At 64.4% G+C, this 14,061-nt stretch carries 14 protein-coding genes and 1 pseudogene; 8 read left to right on the top strand and 7 right to left on the bottom strand.

Going from position 1 to position 14,061, the window contains the following annotated elements; genetic code table 11:
- Positions 1-5 precede the first annotated feature (5 nt).
- The 4 genes from pncB (at position 6) to JQ507_08570 (ending at position 4,062) form a co-directional block, all read left to right on the top strand.
- A complete protein-coding gene (pncB, locus tag JQ507_08585) occupies positions 6-1,310 on the top strand; it encodes a nicotinate phosphoribosyltransferase (protein ID QRI71512.1) in 1,305 nt (434 codons plus the stop codon).
- A 45-nt stretch (positions 1,311-1,355) separates the two neighbouring features.
- Complete coding sequence (locus JQ507_08580) at positions 1,356-2,651, top strand: O-acetylhomoserine aminocarboxypropyltransferase (protein QRI71511.1); 1,296 nt, start codon at positions 1,356-1,358, stop codon at positions 2,649-2,651.
- A gap of 4 nt (positions 2,652-2,655) precedes the next feature.
- Entirely contained in the window at positions 2,656-3,435 is a 780-nt protein-coding gene (locus JQ507_08575; protein QRI71510.1) for an alpha/beta hydrolase, read from the top strand.
- Positions 3,436-3,843: 408 nt separating this feature from the next.
- Entirely contained in the window at positions 3,844-4,062 is a 219-nt protein-coding gene (locus JQ507_08570; GenBank protein ID QRI71509.1) for a hypothetical protein, read from the top strand.
- On the opposite strand, the gene JQ507_08565 is transcribed toward JQ507_08570, so the two are convergent.
- The 3 genes from JQ507_08565 to JQ507_08555 all read right to left on the bottom strand — a co-directional run bounded on the left by JQ507_08565 (position 4,049) and on the right by JQ507_08555 (position 4,874).
- The gene (locus JQ507_08565) at positions 4,049-4,273 is read right to left on the bottom strand and encodes a hypothetical protein (GenBank protein ID QRI71508.1); all 225 of its coding nucleotides are present in this window, start codon (positions 4,271-4,273) and stop codon (positions 4,049-4,051) included. The two genes, JQ507_08570 and JQ507_08565, sit on opposite strands and share 14 nt — an antisense overlap.
- Positions 4,274-4,327: 54 nt before the next feature.
- Complete coding sequence (locus tag JQ507_08560; GenBank protein ID QRI71507.1) at positions 4,328-4,570, bottom strand: transcriptional regulator; 243 nt, start codon at positions 4,568-4,570, stop codon at positions 4,328-4,330.
- 94 nt (positions 4,571-4,664) lie between these two features.
- Positions 4,665-4,874: a cold-shock protein gene (locus tag JQ507_08555; GenBank protein ID QRI73259.1), complete on the bottom strand. Its 210-nt coding sequence runs from the start codon at positions 4,872-4,874 to the stop codon at positions 4,665-4,667.
- 421 nt (positions 4,875-5,295) lie between these two features.
- Between JQ507_08555 and JQ507_08550 the strand changes: the two genes are divergently transcribed.
- On the top strand, positions 5,296-5,571 hold the full coding sequence (locus JQ507_08550) for a 30S ribosomal protein S21 (protein QRI71506.1): 276 nt from the start codon (positions 5,296-5,298) through the stop codon (positions 5,569-5,571).
- A gap of 111 nt (positions 5,572-5,682) precedes the next feature.
- Entirely contained in the window at positions 5,683-5,919 is a 237-nt protein-coding gene (locus JQ507_08545; protein ID QRI71505.1) for a hypothetical protein, read from the top strand.
- Between the two features lie 340 nt (positions 5,920-6,259).
- Here JQ507_08545 and JQ507_08540 read toward each other — a convergent pair whose 3' ends face one another.
- From JQ507_08540 to JQ507_08525, 4 genes are all read right to left on the bottom strand, one after another.
- The gene (locus JQ507_08540) at positions 6,260-7,282 is read right to left on the bottom strand and encodes a trypsin-like peptidase domain-containing protein (protein QRI71504.1); all 1,023 of its coding nucleotides are present in this window, start codon (positions 7,280-7,282) and stop codon (positions 6,260-6,262) included.
- Positions 7,283-7,595: 313 nt separating this feature from the next.
- The gene (locus tag JQ507_08535) at positions 7,596-8,051 is read right to left on the bottom strand and encodes a hypothetical protein (protein ID QRI71503.1); all 456 of its coding nucleotides are present in this window, start codon (positions 8,049-8,051) and stop codon (positions 7,596-7,598) included.
- 8 nt (positions 8,052-8,059) lie between these two features.
- Positions 8,060-9,661 carry a GMC family oxidoreductase gene (locus tag JQ507_08530; protein QRI71502.1) on the bottom strand — a complete coding sequence of 534 codons (1,602 nt, stop codon included), beginning with the start codon at positions 9,659-9,661 and terminating at the stop codon, positions 8,060-8,062.
- A gap of 124 nt (positions 9,662-9,785) precedes the next feature.
- Positions 9,786-11,009: a cytochrome P450 gene (locus JQ507_08525; GenBank protein ID QRI71501.1), complete on the bottom strand. Its 1,224-nt coding sequence runs from the start codon at positions 11,007-11,009 to the stop codon at positions 9,786-9,788.
- A 229-nt stretch (positions 11,010-11,238) separates the two neighbouring features.
- On the opposite strand from JQ507_08525, the gene JQ507_08520 reads away from it, so the two are divergent.
- Entirely contained in the window at positions 11,239-12,873 is a 1,635-nt protein-coding gene (locus tag JQ507_08520; protein QRI71500.1) for an NAD(P)/FAD-dependent oxidoreductase, read from the top strand.
- A 189-nt stretch (positions 12,874-13,062) separates the two neighbouring features.
- Positions 13,063-14,019 (top strand): annotated as a pseudogene (locus tag JQ507_08515) (IS30 family transposase).
- Positions 14,020-14,061 lie beyond the last annotated feature (42 nt).

Below are 14,061 nucleotides of genomic sequence, written 5' to 3'. Positions count from 1 at the left end.
CCGGCATGACCGTGACAGATATCGCGACCCGGACCTACAACCACGGCTGGCGGCTCGACCCGATCGTGCGCAGCCTGCTCGACACCGATTTCTACAAGCTGTTGATGCAGCAGATGATCCGGGAATCCTATCCGGACACCCGCACGACCTTTTCGGTGATCAACCGGTCGACCCATATCAAGCTCGCCGAAGTCATCGACGAGGGCGAGTTGCGTGCCCAGCTCGACCACGCCCGCACCATCCGCTTCTCCAAGAAGGAGCTGATCTGGCTCGCCGGCAACACGTTCTACGGCAAGACCCAGATGTTCTCGCCCGATTACATCAACTGGCTCTCGACCTTCCGCCTGCCCGAATACGAGCTGCACAAGGTCGACGGCCAGTATGAGCTGCATTTCCACGGGCCGTGGACCCACACCACGATGTGGGAGATCCCGGCGCTTGCGATCCTCAACGAGCTGCGCTCGCGCGCGGCGACCAAGACCTACGGCCGCTTCGCGCTCGACGTGCTCTACGCCCGCGCCAAGGCCAAGCTGTGGGCCAAGGTCGAGCGGTTGCGCAAGCTCGACGGCCTGCGGCTGTCCGATTTCGGCACGCGGCGCCGCCACGGCTTCCTGTGGCAACGCTGGTGCGTCGAGGCGGTGAAGGAAGGCCTCGGCTCGTCGTTCACTGGGACATCCAACGTGCTGCTGGCGATGGACAACGACCTCGAGGCGATCGGCACCAATGCGCATGAGCTGCCGATGGTGGCCGCCGCGCTCGCCAATGACGACCAGGAGCTGCGCTGGGCGCCCTATCGCATCCTCGACCAGTGGCGACACGCCTATGGCGGCAACCTCCTGATCGCACTGCCCGACGCCTTCGGCACCAAGCCGTTCCTGCGCGACGCGCCGGATTGGGTTGCCGACTGGACCGGCTTCCGCCCCGACAGCGCGCCGCCGATCACCGCCGGCGAAGACATCATCAAATGGTGGAAGCAGAAGGGGCGCGATCCCAAGGAGAAGCTGCTGGTGTTCTCGGATGCGATGGATGTCGGCTCGATCGAGGAGACCTTCCATCACTTCAAGGGGCGCGTGCGCGTCAGCTTCGGCTGGGGCACCAACCTGACCAACGATTTCGTCGGCTGCGCGCCTGACGGCACCGCCGAGCTCGATCCGATCTCGATCGTCTGCAAGGTGACGTCGGTCGACGGCCGACCGGCCGTGAAGCTCTCCGACAATCCGGAGAAGGCGACCGGCATCCCCTCGGAGGTCGAGCGCTATCTGCGGGTGTTCGGCAATGTCGGCCGCGTCCGCACCGCAGTTCACGTATAGAGCTGCAGACCAAATATCCTCATCGACTGACCTGACGAGCCTCGCATGCCCGCACCCAAGCCGCCTGCCTTCGAAACCCTGAGCCTGCACGCCGGCCAACGCCCCGATCCCTTAACCGGTGCGCGCGCGGTTCCGATCTACCAGACCACGTCCTACGTGTTCCAGGATGCCGACCACGCCGCGGCGCTGTTCAACCTCGAACGCGCCGGCCACATCTACACGCGGATCTCCAACCCGACGACCGCAGTGCTGGAGGAGCGCATCGCCGCGCTCGAATGCGGCGTCGGTGCGATCTGCACCGCGAGCGGCATGGCCGCGATGCATCTTGCGATCGCAACGCTGCTCAATGCCGGCGACCATATCGTCGCCTCCGCCTCGCTCTATGGCGGCACCATCAATCTCCTCGCACATACGCTGCCGCGGTTCGGCATCACCACGACCTTCGTGAAGCCGCGCGCGCTCGACGAGTTCCGCGCCGCGATCAGGCCGAACACGCGGCTCGTGATCGGCGAGACCATCGGCAATCCCGGCCTCGAAGTGCTCGATATCCCCGCGGTGGCGCAAATCGCGCATGACGCGAAGATCCCGCTGTTGATCGACAACACCTTCGCGACGCCGTATCTGAGCCAGCCGATCGAGCTCGGCGCCGACATCACGATGAATTCGGCGACCAAGTGGATGGGCGGCCACGGCATCGCGATCGGCGGCGTGATCGTCGACGGTGGCCGGTTCGACTGGCGCGCCTCCGGCAAGTTCCCGCAGCTCACCGAGCCCTATGCCGGCTATCACGGCATCGTCTTCGACGAGCAGTTCGGCAAGGCCGCCTTCATCATGCGCGCCCGCACCGAGGGCCTGCGCGATTTCGGCGCCTGCCTGTCGCCGACCAACGCCTTCCAGCTGTTGCAGGGCATCGAGACGCTCGGCGTCCGGATGGACCGGCACGTCAGCAACACCCAAAAGGTGCTGGAGTTCCTGACTGCGAACAAGGCGGTCGACTGGGTGCTGCATCCGTCGCTGGAGACGCACCCCGATTACGCGCTGGCGAAGAAGCTGCTGCCGCGCGGCGCCGGCTCGATCATCAGCTTCGGCATCAAGGGCGGCCGCGCCGCCGGCAAGAAGTTCATCGAGCAGCTGAAGTTGATCAGCCATCTCGCCAATGTCGGCGACGCCAAGACGCTGGTGATCCATCCTGCCAGCACCACGCATCAGCAGATGGACGCCGAACAGCTCAAGGCCGCCGGCATCGGCGAGGAGCTGGTGCGGCTGTCGGTCGGCATCGAAACCGCCGACGATATCACCGACGATCTCGGCCAGGCGCTGCGCGCCTCGCAAAGGACTTGAGGCCATGCAGCTTTCAGTGAACGGTGCAGACACCTTCATCGCGACCGGCGGCAAGCCGTTCGATCCCTCGCTGCCGGCGGTCGTGATGATCCACGGCGCCGGCTTCGACTCTTCGACCTGGGCGCTGCACAGCCGCTGGTTCGCCCATCACGGCTATTCCGTGCTGGCGCCTGATTTGCCGGGCCACGGCCGCTCCGCCGGCAAGCCGCTGCCGACCATCGCCGAGATGGCCGACTGGATCGCCGCGCTGATCACCGCCGCCGGCGCAACCAAGGCCCGATTGATCGGCCATTCGATGGGCTCGCTGATCGCGATCGAGACCTCGGCACGACATCCCGACAAGGTCTCCGGCCTCGCATTGATCGGCACCGCCGCGACCATGACGGTCGGCCTCGATCTGCTGAAAGCCGCCGAAGCAAATGACGGCGCAGCGATCGACATGGTCTCGATCTGGGGCCTCGGCTTCAAGGCCGAGCTCGGCGGCAGCCTCGCACCGGGGCTGTGGATGCACCAGGGCGCGCAGCGGGTGCTGCAGGAGGCCAAGCCCGGCGTGCTCTACAACGACCTCAACGCCTGCAACGCCTACCAGAACGGGTTGACCGCCGCGGCGGCCGTGAAGGTGCCCGCGACCTTCATCCTCGGCGAGCGCGACATGATGACCCCCGCCAAGGCCGGCAAGGCGCTCGCCGCCGCGACGCCGAACGCGCGGACCGTCGTGCTGCCTGGCGCCGGCCACATGATGATGGTCGAGACGCCGGACGAACTGCTGGCAGCGTTGCAGTAGGGCGGCCGCGAAGCCTTCTCCCGCTGTGAGAGAAGGTGGCGCACCGCGAGCGTTCCCAAAATATCGAAAACAACCCCATGCAAAGGAGCCGGGAGCCCGCCGGGACTTGGACAAGCACACTTGGATAAGCACACTTGGACAAGCAACTTGACACGTCGGGCAAATCAGCGATACATTCTATTATTCCGAAATCCGGCGATGCCCGCTGCGGTTCGCAGGAAACCGACAAGATGAAGCCGACCCGGCGCGCGCCTGTCTAGCAGCTCCTCTTGTCGACATTGCGCTCACAATTGCTGTCCTGTCGGCACTGCTTGTCAGCGTTCTCAAGCTGGCCTGGTGACGCAATCTCGAAGCCTTCCCGCGCCCCGGGCGGCGCGGCGGAAAAACAAGCCCAGTCTGGAGGTCACAATGACCAAAAACGAAGCGAATACCCGCCATCGGCGGGAAGCCGACAAAGCTTTCAAGGCTATCAGCAATGCCAAACCGATGACCGACTACGCGAAGGCGGAGCAATCCTTTCACGAGAATCGCGAGCGCCTGAAAGCTGAGCGTCTGGCCCGGGAAGCTGCGGCGAAGCCCCTGCGGAATAGCCCGGCATTATCGAAGCACCGACCTAAAGCATCGTGAGCATGACGATTCCGTCTTCGAGCTCTCCTAAAGCCAGGCGCGCTCGCGCGATCCTCTCGAATTCCGTCCGGTATTTGTGCAGATAGCTGAACGCCTGCTTGTCGGTTTGGAACGTCGTCGTAAGCCGGCACATTTGTCGCGCTGCCCCCAGCGCGAGGGTGAACGTGATCGTTCCACCACCGTCCGATTTTGCTCTGGGCACGATCAGCACTCTCCCGGCTGTCACTCCGTCCTCGGCAAGTCCATCGACACTGGTCGAGGGTGTCTACCGCAACAACTTTCTCGTGCGCTTCTTGGCCGGGAATGCCGGCGAGGCTGCTGCAAGGGTCGCGTCCGCAGCTTCCTTGGCCATGCGTAGCTCGCGGAGGCGCGCCATGTTCTTGCGCACTTCGATCGCCTGGCGTTCGACATCCGCGATTGCCCGCACGCCTTCTTCGGCGGCGAGGCGCTGACGATCGGCGCGCGCGATCGCTTCAGGTGACGGTACTGCCGATTTCCTGGCGCTCATCCTTCACCTGCTGAAAATAGGCAAACCCGCTCAATCCAGGGATCGAGCGGGCAGCATTGCCGTTTCAGTACATCCGTGAAACGGCGCGACGAGATCAAGCCAGCGAGAGATTTTCGGCGCTGACCTTGCCCCGCATCTTGTCAGTCTTGAGCTCGTAATTGACCTTCTGGCCCTCGGCGAGACCCGAAAGGCCGGCGCGCTCGACCGCGCTGATGTGAACGAACACATCGTTGCTGCCGTCGCCCGGCTGGATGAAACCGAAGCCCTTTTGGCCGTTGAACCACTTAACCGTACCTGTCGTCATTTTCTTCTCCAAAGCGCGCAAACGCGTTTCGCGCGACAATCGCGCGGCGATTTCAACTTCGTCGATGTCTTTGGAAAAGGAGCCCGCGGGCACGTTCAACAAGGCACAGCGGCTAATCGAATAATGGTAATATACACGATGACCGCCATATTACAAGGAAGCCTGACAATTTGATTCAGCTCGCCGCTGCGGCTCCGTTCGGGGCAGCAGTTCCAATGGGACTTCAGGCCTTTATCGTTTGACTTGTTCTCGCGGGAGTGGTCACTTCCTCCCACTGAACCGCATCGCCGTGACGAGCAAAATTGCTCGTTCGAGGCTGGCGAGGAATGCGCGGTCGCTCTCATTCTTCCATTTGCAACGAACTCCTGCGCAACCGGCTGCGCGCAGGATCGTCCCAGCTTGCAGTCATCGAGGAGATTTAATGCAGGTCGTAGTCCGCGATAACAATGTCGACCAGGCACTTCGTGTTCTGAAGAAGAAAATGCAGCGTGAAGGCGTGTTCCGCGAAATGAAGCAGCGTCGTGCCTATGAGAAACCCTCGGAGAGAAAGGCGCGCGAAAAGTCCGAAGCCATTCGCCGGGCTCGCAAACTCGCTCGCAAGCAAGCGATCAGGGAAGGTCTGCTGCCGGCGCCCCCGAAGAAGAAGCTCCCCGAACGCAAACCGTCCCTGCCGCGGACTTCCGCGTCCGCGGGCTGAGGGAACAAAGCAACACTCACGCTGTCCTATCGGCCGGCGGCGCTCTCACTGACAGGGAACAGCCGGCTGGCGCCGATGTTGAACCAGCGCCAGAAGCAATGAGGCGCCGGAGTGACGCGCTATTATTTCGATATCCGCGACGACACCGGGCTTTATCCCGATGAGGAAGGACTGGAGTGCGGAACTCAGCGCGAAGCTGAGGTCGAAGCGGCTCAGACACTGGCGGATCTAACCCGAAATCTCCTGCCTATGGATGAACGGCGAGACCTTGTTGTCGAAGTACGAACCAATACCGAGCGTGTGTTTCAAGTAGCGCTCGTTTTCAACAACAGCAGGGTAATCCAGTAATCTGGCGAAGTGTGACCTTAGCCGCTTCGCCATCGTAGCGGTCGTATGTCCGCTATGGGGTCTCATAGTCGGTAAAGCACGAGCGCGGAATCTCCGCTTCGCCTCCAAGACCCGACATTGTCGTGCGATCAGACGCCGGCCACATGATGATGGTCGAGCAGCCCGACGAGCTGCTGACCGCGCTGCAGTAGCGCTGCCGCGAACTCCCCCTTTCCTTCTCCCTGTGTGGAAGAAGATGGCGCGGACGTAGTCCGCGACGGATGAGGGGTTCTCTCCGCAGCTGAGCTCGCGGAGAGATACCCCTCACCTGAGTGCATCTCGCATGCAGATGGGATTGCCCTCACTGCTTCGCCGGCTTCCTCCCGATCGGATGGATATCGATCGCGCGGAGGCGGCCGAGGCGGAGCACGTCCATCGACAGCGTGCGGTCGATCCGGCTGTGATCGAGCGCGCGGATCAGGTCGTCGACGCCGTTGATCTCAACGCCGTCGAGCTTGATGACCACGTCACCCGGCAACAGGCTCGCGCGCGCGGCCGGGCTGTCCGGCTCGATCTGCATCAACAGCGCACCCATCTTGTTCTCGACGCCGGCGAGCACCGCGTGCCGCCGCGGCACCGGCGCGGTCTGGCCGGCGACGCCGATATAGGCGCGGCGGACATGGCCGTGACGGATGATCTCCGACAGCACGAACTGCGCGGTGTTGCTGGCGACGGCAAAGCAGATGCCCTGCGCGCCGTTGATGATCGCGGTGTTGATGCCGATCACCTCGCCGTGCGACGACACCAGCGGGCCGCCCGAGTTGCCGGGGTTCAGCGCGGCGTCGGTCTGGATCACGTCCTCGATGGTGCGCCCGCTGACCGAGCGGATCGAGCGGCCGAGCGCCGACACCACGCCGGCGGTGACCGTCGATTCGAAGCCGAGCGGATTGCCGATCGCGACCACCAGCTGGCCGCGCCGCAGCGTCTTGGAGTTGCCGAGCGAGGCGTAAGGCAGATCGCGCGCGCCATCGGCCCGCAGCAGCGCAAGGTCGGTATCGGGATCGACGCCGAGCACATGGGCATCGGTGACGAAGCCCTCGGTGTCGCGCAGCCGGATCTCCTTCGACGCGCCGACCACATGGCTGTTGGTCACGACGAGCCCATCGGGCGAGATCACGATGCCCGAACCGAGGCCGCCGCGCTCGCGCGCATTGCGCACCTTCGGCCCGGTCTCGACCCGGACCACGGCCGGACCGACGCGGTCGGTGACGTCGATCACGGCATTGGAATAGGCATCCAGCAACGCCCGGTCATCGACCAGCGCAGCGTCAGCCGTTCGCGGTGACGGCCTGTCACCGGCGGTATCTGAGGTAAAATCCAACATGGTGAGAGTCCTTTGGTCCTCTCAGATGGTGACCGGCTCCCGCCGCCGCAAGTGGTTACGCCACCCGCCTGCCCGGGTGGCTAGGGCAAGATAAGTCCTGGATCGAAGCCGCTCGGCCGCGCTTGGTTCACCTCTCCCCATTGGGGAGAGGTCGGATTGCGCCTGGCGATGCGAAGCATCGTCCAGTGCAATCCGGGTGAGGGCTCTTGTTCTCTCGATAGACCGTAATCCCTCACCCGATTTGCTGCGCAAATCGACCTCTCCCAAAGGGAGAGGTGAAGCACCGCCGTCGGTGGAGGTCAGCCCAATCTCATCAGCCCTGGGTCGCCCGCCGCAGCACCCCGCCGCGCGCCCGCACCGGATCGAGCAGCGACCAGTCGCCGTCCGGCAGCACATGGCCCTTCGGGAACGGCGCCCGCAACTCGAGCCCGAGCGAGCGCAGCACGCGGTCGTCGCGGTAGTAGCATTGCAGAACCACACGAACGAGGGTGGCCGCGGCCGCGCCGCCATGCTTGCGAAACTCCTGCGCCACCGCGTCGCGCCTGACCTCGTCGAGCTCGGCGAGCGGTTGGCCGGCGAGCTTTCCCAGATGATCCAGCGCCTGAGCGACCAGCGCGGTGTCGCGGCCGAGCGTTGCCAGCATGTCGGCCTGGATCGCGGGGTCGTCCGCGCCCGGCACCCTGTACTCGGCGCTTTCGGGAACGATCATCGCGGCGACGGTGCGAAGATCGGCGCGCTGGGCTGCGGTCAGTTGTGTTGCTTCGGACATGGACGGTCTCAATCGAACAGGTTGGCGAGGCGCTGCTTCATCTGGTCGGCGATGTAGAGCGCGAGGGCCTGGATGGTGGAGGTCGGGTTCACGCCGCCCGAGGTGACGAAGATGCTGCCGTCGACGATGAACAGGTTCTTCACGTCATGCGAGCGGCCCCATTCGTTGACCACGGAGCGCGCCGGATCGGTGCCCATCCGCGCGGTGCCGAGCAGGTGCCAGCCGCCCCACGGGATCGGATCGTTGATGCAGATGTCGGTGGCGCCGGCGGCATCGAGGACCTCGCGGCCGCGCGCCAGCGCATGGTCCATCATCTTGCGGCTGTTGGCCGAGATCGTGTAGTCGATCTTCGGCGCGGGGATGCCGTGGCTGTCCTTCAGCACGGGATCGAGCGTGACGCGGTTGTGCTCCTCCGGCAGGTCCTCGCAGATCGCGGAGACCGCGAGGCGATGCCCGTTCAGCCTTCGGAACACGCGGTGATGGTCCTTGCCCCAGGGCAGGATGCCCTTCTGCTCGCTCGCGACCGCCTCGAACACCGGCCCGGCGCCGCGGCCGAACTGGATGCCGTAGCCGCGGACGAAGCCGCGCGACAGATCGGTGTCGTAGAACTCCTTGCTCCACAGGCAGGTCGGCGGCGCGCGGTTGCTGTCGGTCGGCTCCTTCACGAAGCCGTAGACCTGCGCATAGGGATGGAACATCAAATTCTTGCCGACCAGGCCGGACGAGTTGGCGAGGCCGTTGGGGAATTTCCCCGACACCGAATTGAGCAGCAGCCGCGGCGTGCCGACGCCGTTGCAGGCGATGATCACGACCTCGGCCGGCTGGAATTGCTCGACGCCGTCCTTGTCGTAATAGACGACGCCGGAGGCCATGCCCTGCTCGTTGGTCAGGATCTCGCGCACCCGGCAATGGGTTTTCAGCTCGACGCCGGCGCGGATCGCATGCGGCCAATAGGTGATGTCGGTCGAGGCCTTGGCGCCCTGCGCGCAGGCCGGCGTGCAATGGCCGAGATTGATGCAGCGCGCCCTGCCCTCGTAATCCATCGTCGCGACCGTGGTGTCCGACGGCCACCAGTGCCAGCCGAGCTTGTTCAGGGCCTTGCCGAGCAGCGGGCCGGACAGCCCGAGCGGCTGCGGCGGCATCGGCGGGTGGCTCAGCGGCGACAGCGGGTCGCCCGACAGGCCCGAGACGCCCATCATGCGGTCGTTCTCCTCGAAGAACGGCGTCAGCGCGTCGTAATCGATCGGCCAGTCGTCGGCGACGCCGTCGAGCGTCTTCACCTTGAAGTCGGACGGATGCAGCCGCGGCCAGTGCGCGGTGTACATCACGGTCGAGCCGCCGACGGCATTGAAGTTGACGACCTTGATCGGCGAATTGTCGTCGTTGATCGGGTAGTCCTCGGGCCGCTTGCGGACATTCGGGCTGGACGACCACTCGCCGTAGAATTTCGCCTCCCAGTCGCGCCCGGTGCTCGGATATTCGGCCGGATTCATCCAGCCGCCCTGATCGAGGCAGAGGATGTGCATCTTGGTATCGGCAAGGCTCCAGGCCACCGCCGCGCCGGATGCGCCGGCGCCGATGATCAGGACGTCAACGGGATCGTTCTTCATTCTTGTTCCTTGGCATGTCCTCTTTCGTCATTGCGAGGAGCGACAGCGACGAAGCAATCCACCTCTCCCCATGTGGCGACATGGATTGCTTCGCTTCGCTCGCAATGACGGCTGGTGATGCGGCTCAATTGACGATTCTCACCGGCAAGCTTCGTATACCGCGGATGAAATTGGAATAGAGCCTTTGCGGCGGGCCCATAATCTCAAAACGCAGATCGCGCGCCAGAACCTCCTCCCAGAGGATGCGGAGTTGCTGTTCGGCCAGGCGATCGCCGACGCAGCGATGCACGCCGGCGCCGAAGGCGAGATGCTGGCGCGGCTTGGCGCGGTCGATGATGAATTCGTCGGCGCGCTCGATCTTGTCCTCGTCGCGGTTGCCGGAGATGTACCACATCACCACCTTGTCGCCCTTCTTGATCTGACGGCCGGCAAGCTCGACATCGTTGCGCGCGGTGCGGCGCATGTGCAGCACCGGCGTGTGGTAGCGGATGGTCTCGGACACCAGGTTCGGGATCAATTCGCGTCGGGCGCGGACCAGCTCGAACTGCTCCGGATTCTCGCACAGCGCCATCAGCCCCGCTGACATCGAGTTGCGCGTGGTGTCGTTGCCGCCGACGATCAGGAGCCCGATCGTGCCGATGAACTCGCGCGCATCCAGATTCCGCGTCGCTTCCGAATGCGCCAGCATCGAGATCAGGTCGAAGGTCGGAGGCGCATCGATCCGGGCGTCCCATAGCTTGCGGAAAGCTTCTCCCATCTTGATCAGCTCGGCATTGCGTTCGGCCTCCGAATGCACCACCGCGTCGGGCGAATCGATGTTGGCGATCGCGACATCCGACCACCAGGTCAGCTTGGCGCGATCTTCCGCGGGAAAATCGAACAGCGTCGCCAGCATCATGTTGGTGAGGTCGACCGAGACCCGCTCGGCCCAGTCGAAGGTCTCGTTGCGCGGCAGCGCATCGAGCACGGTGGCCGTGCGCTGGCGGATCAGGGCCTCGAGATTGGCGAGGTTCGACGGCGCCACGATCGGCGCCACCGTGCGGCGCTGCGCGGTGTGGCCGGGCGGATCCATGCGGATGAAGCTCGGCCGCTCCTGCCCCTTCGGCTGGTCAGCGACCTGGATACCGCCGAGCTCAGAGGCCGAGGAATAGTTCTGGTGATCCAGCTCGACGGCGAAGATGTCGTCGTAGCGCGTCACCGACCAATACGGGCCGTAAGCCGACGTCTCGCAATAATGCACGGGATCGTCGCGACGCAGTTGCGCGAACAGCGGCCGCCAGGTGTCGTCCTGATAAAGCCAGGGGTTGCTGACATCTGTCGACGTCGGCCTGCGCAGCGCCTCTCCCATCGCCTCACTCCCGCTGGTTCCGTCGCCGCTTGGCGGGCGATCTTATCCACCCGACGATAGCGGGTATCCCGCGGCCGAGTAAAGCCGCGGGGCGGACAGTCCGCGGCGCGGAATGCGCGCGGGCAGGGAGCCCTCCGCAAATCCCGATGGCAGCCCCGCTCTGCGATGTTTGTCGGCGACAGGAAGACCGGCTAGCCTTGCCGGCAATCAACCCAGGGAGCAACGACAGGTGGCCGCATCGCGCCCGGACAACAGCCCCGAGACGGCTGCGCTGGATTACGACGTCATCATCATCGGCGCCGGCCTGTCCGGCATGTATCAGCTCTACCGGCTGCGCGAGCTCGGCCTCAGCGCGCGCGTATTCGAGGCGGGCACCGGCGTCGGCGGCACCTGGTACTGGAACCGGTATCCCGGCGCGCGGTTCGATTCCGAAAGCTATTCCTACGGCTATTCGTTCTCGAAGGAGCTCTTGCAGGAATGGGAATGGTCGGAGCATTTCGCCGGTCAGCCCGAAACCCTGCGCTACTGCAACTATGTCGCCGACAAGTTCGATCTGCGCCGCGACATCCAGTTCGCGAGCCGCGTCACGTCGGCGATCTACCAGGACGAGACGCGGAGCTGGCGGATCACGCTGGAGAGCGGCGCGCAGCACAGCTGCCGCTTCCTGATCACCGCGATCGGTCCGCTGTCGACCCCGACCCTGCCGCGGATCGCGGGCATCGACGATTTCAAGGGGCAATCGTTTCACACCGCGCGCTGGCCGAAGGAGAAAGTGGATTTCACCGGCAAGCGCGTCGCCGTGATCGGCACCGGCGCCACCGGCATCCAGACCATCCAGACCATCGCCGGCGAGGTCGGCCACCTCACCGTGTTCCAGCGCACCGCCAACTGGGCGGCGCCGCTGCACAACGGCAAGATCGACGCGGAGACGCAAGCCAGGATCAAGGCCGGCTATGGCGAGATCTTTGCCCGCTGCAAGGAAACCTTCGCCTGCTTCGTGCATACGCCCGATCCGCGCGGCGCGTTCGAGGTGAGCGACGAGGAGCGCGAGGCGTTCTACGAGAAGCTCTATGGCGAGCGGGGCTTCGGCATCTGGCAGGGCAATTTCAAGGATATCCTGATCGATCGTGCGGCGAATGCCACGATCAGCGATTTCGTCGCGCGCAAGATCCGCGAGCGCGTCAAGAACCAGGCGGTGGCCGAGAAACTGATCCCGAAGAACCACGGTTTCGGCACCCGGCGGCTGCCGCTCGAGACCTTCTATTACGAGGTCTACAACCGCGACAATGTCGAGTTGGTCGACATCAAGGAAACGCCGATCGAGCGGATCACGCCGGAGGGCATCCGGACGACCGAGAAGGACTACGCCTTCGACATCATCATCTACGCCACCGGCTTCGATGCCATCACCGGCAGCTTCGACAAGATCGATTTCCGCGGCGCGCATGGCGCCCGGCTGAAGGAAAAATGGACGCACGGGCCGGAAACCTATCTCGGCCTGATGGTCGACGGCTTCCCCAACATGATGATGCTGATGGGCCCGCACACCGCGCTCGGCAACATCCCGCGCAGCATCGAATACAGCGTCGATTGGGTCACCGGCCTGCTCCGCTTCGCGCAGCAGAAAGGCCTGACCTTCCTCGACGCCACGCCCGAAGGCACCGCCGGCTGGACCGATCATGTCAAGGCACTCGGCGTCGGCCTGCTCTCCAACGAGGTCGATTCCTGGATGACCGGCATCAACCGCAACGTCGAGGGCAAGCAGAGGCGCATCGTCGCCCGCTACAGCGGCAGCGCGCCGGCGTACCGGGCGCGGTGCGATGAGGTGGCCGCGACAGGGTATGCGGAGTTGAAGCTGGGGTAGGTCTCTCGGTAGCGCGAGGCGCCCGCTCCACCCACCGCCGTCGTCCTGGCGAAAGCCAGGACCCATAACCACCGCATTCCGGTGGTGAACAAGACAGCGGCCCCAGCGTCGCACAACAAAAGAGATTTGGGGTCATGGGTCCCCTGAGTTCACAAACGAAGTGCAACACTTCCAACTGGAGGTGTTGCCATGGGGCGGACTTACAAGCAGCTCTCCCTGGAGGAGCGATGCGAGATTGCCAGGCTTTCGGCCGGTGGCAGCTCGATCCGGCAAATCGCGGCAGCTTTGGATCGCCCGCCATCAACGATCTCTCGGGAGCTGAACCGTAATTCTGGCGTTCAGGTCGGCTACAAGCCCAGCTATGCCCAGCAACAGATGCGAGCGCGGCGCTGGACGGGCTCTCGCCTCGAACGGGAGCCCGGCCTGCGCCGTGCGGTGTTGGAACGTCTTGGCCGGGGCTGGTCGCCCGAGCAGGTCGCCGGCCGGCTGGCTCGCGAGCACGGCCGCAAGGTGATCTCCTATGAGAGCATCTACCGCTTCATTTATGCCCAGCTCACCCGCACCTCGGACTTCAGCTGGCGGCGCTACCTGCCGCGCGGCAAGAGCAAGCGCGGTCGCCGCGGCAAGCGGGGCGGCAGTCCCGCAAGCTTCATCGAAGGCCGTGTTTCGCTGGATCTGCGCCCCGTCGAGGTCGCCGATCGCAAGACCCCGGGCCATTGGGAGGCCGACCTCATGATGTTCTCCAAATACGGTCAGCAGATCCTGGCCGTGCATGAGCGCACCTCCCGCCTGTTGCTCGGCGTCCCCCTCGCAAGCAAGCTCGCCTCCGGCGTCGCTCACCATCTCGTACGCCTGTTCGAGGTCCTGCCACAGCCGATCCGCCAGACCGTCACCTTCGACAACGGCACCGAGTTCGCATCTCACCTTGCCTTGCAAAGCCTCTTGATCAAGACGTACTTCTGCGATCCCCACGCCCCCTGGCAAAAAGGGGGCATCGAGAACGCCATCGGCCGCATGCGCCGCTTCATCCCGCGCAACACCGACCTCGAAAAGCTGCCAACCCGCCGCCTGCGCAAGTCCATCGCCGCCTACAACAACACCCCGCGCAAATGCCTTGACTTCAGGACCCCGGCAGAGGTCTTTGCTGCTCAAGTGTTGCACTTCGAGTGTGAATCCACCTCCTGGCTT

This window comes from Bradyrhizobium sp. PSBB068 (assembly GCA_016839165.1).
GTDB lineage: Bacteria > Pseudomonadota > Alphaproteobacteria > Rhizobiales > Xanthobacteraceae > Bradyrhizobium.
Note: the sequence above shows the minus strand (reverse complement) of the source record. Positions and strands in the feature narration are given on the sequence as shown.

Excerpts from the sequence above, each read along its gene's own strand:
- pncB (QRI71512.1), top strand. The coding sequence starts at position 6 with ATGACCGTGACAGATATCGCGACCCGGACCTACAACCACGGCTGGCGG.
- JQ507_08580 (QRI71511.1), top strand. The coding sequence starts at position 1,356 with ATGCCCGCACCCAAGCCGCCTGCCTTCGAAACCCTGAGCCTGCACGCC.
- JQ507_08575 (QRI71510.1), top strand. The coding sequence starts at position 2,656 with ATGCAGCTTTCAGTGAACGGTGCAGACACCTTCATCGCGACCGGCGGC.
- JQ507_08570 (QRI71509.1), top strand. The coding sequence starts at position 3,844 with ATGACCAAAAACGAAGCGAATACCCGCCATCGGCGGGAAGCCGACAAA.
- JQ507_08560 (QRI71507.1), bottom strand. The coding sequence starts at position 4,570 with ATGAGCGCCAGGAAATCGGCAGTACCGTCACCTGAAGCGATCGCGCGC.
- JQ507_08555 (QRI73259.1), bottom strand. The coding sequence starts at position 4,874 with ATGACGACAGGTACGGTTAAGTGGTTCAACGGCCAAAAGGGCTTCGGT.
- JQ507_08550 (QRI71506.1), top strand. The coding sequence starts at position 5,296 with ATGCAGGTCGTAGTCCGCGATAACAATGTCGACCAGGCACTTCGTGTT.
- JQ507_08540 (QRI71504.1), bottom strand. The coding sequence starts at position 7,282 with ATGTTGGATTTTACCTCAGATACCGCCGGTGACAGGCCGTCACCGCGA.
- JQ507_08535 (QRI71503.1), bottom strand. The coding sequence starts at position 8,051 with ATGTCCGAAGCAACACAACTGACCGCAGCCCAGCGCGCCGATCTTCGC.
- JQ507_08530 (QRI71502.1), bottom strand. The coding sequence starts at position 9,661 with ATGAAGAACGATCCCGTTGACGTCCTGATCATCGGCGCCGGCGCATCC.
- JQ507_08525 (QRI71501.1), bottom strand. The coding sequence starts at position 11,009 with ATGGGAGAGGCGCTGCGCAGGCCGACGTCGACAGATGTCAGCAACCCC.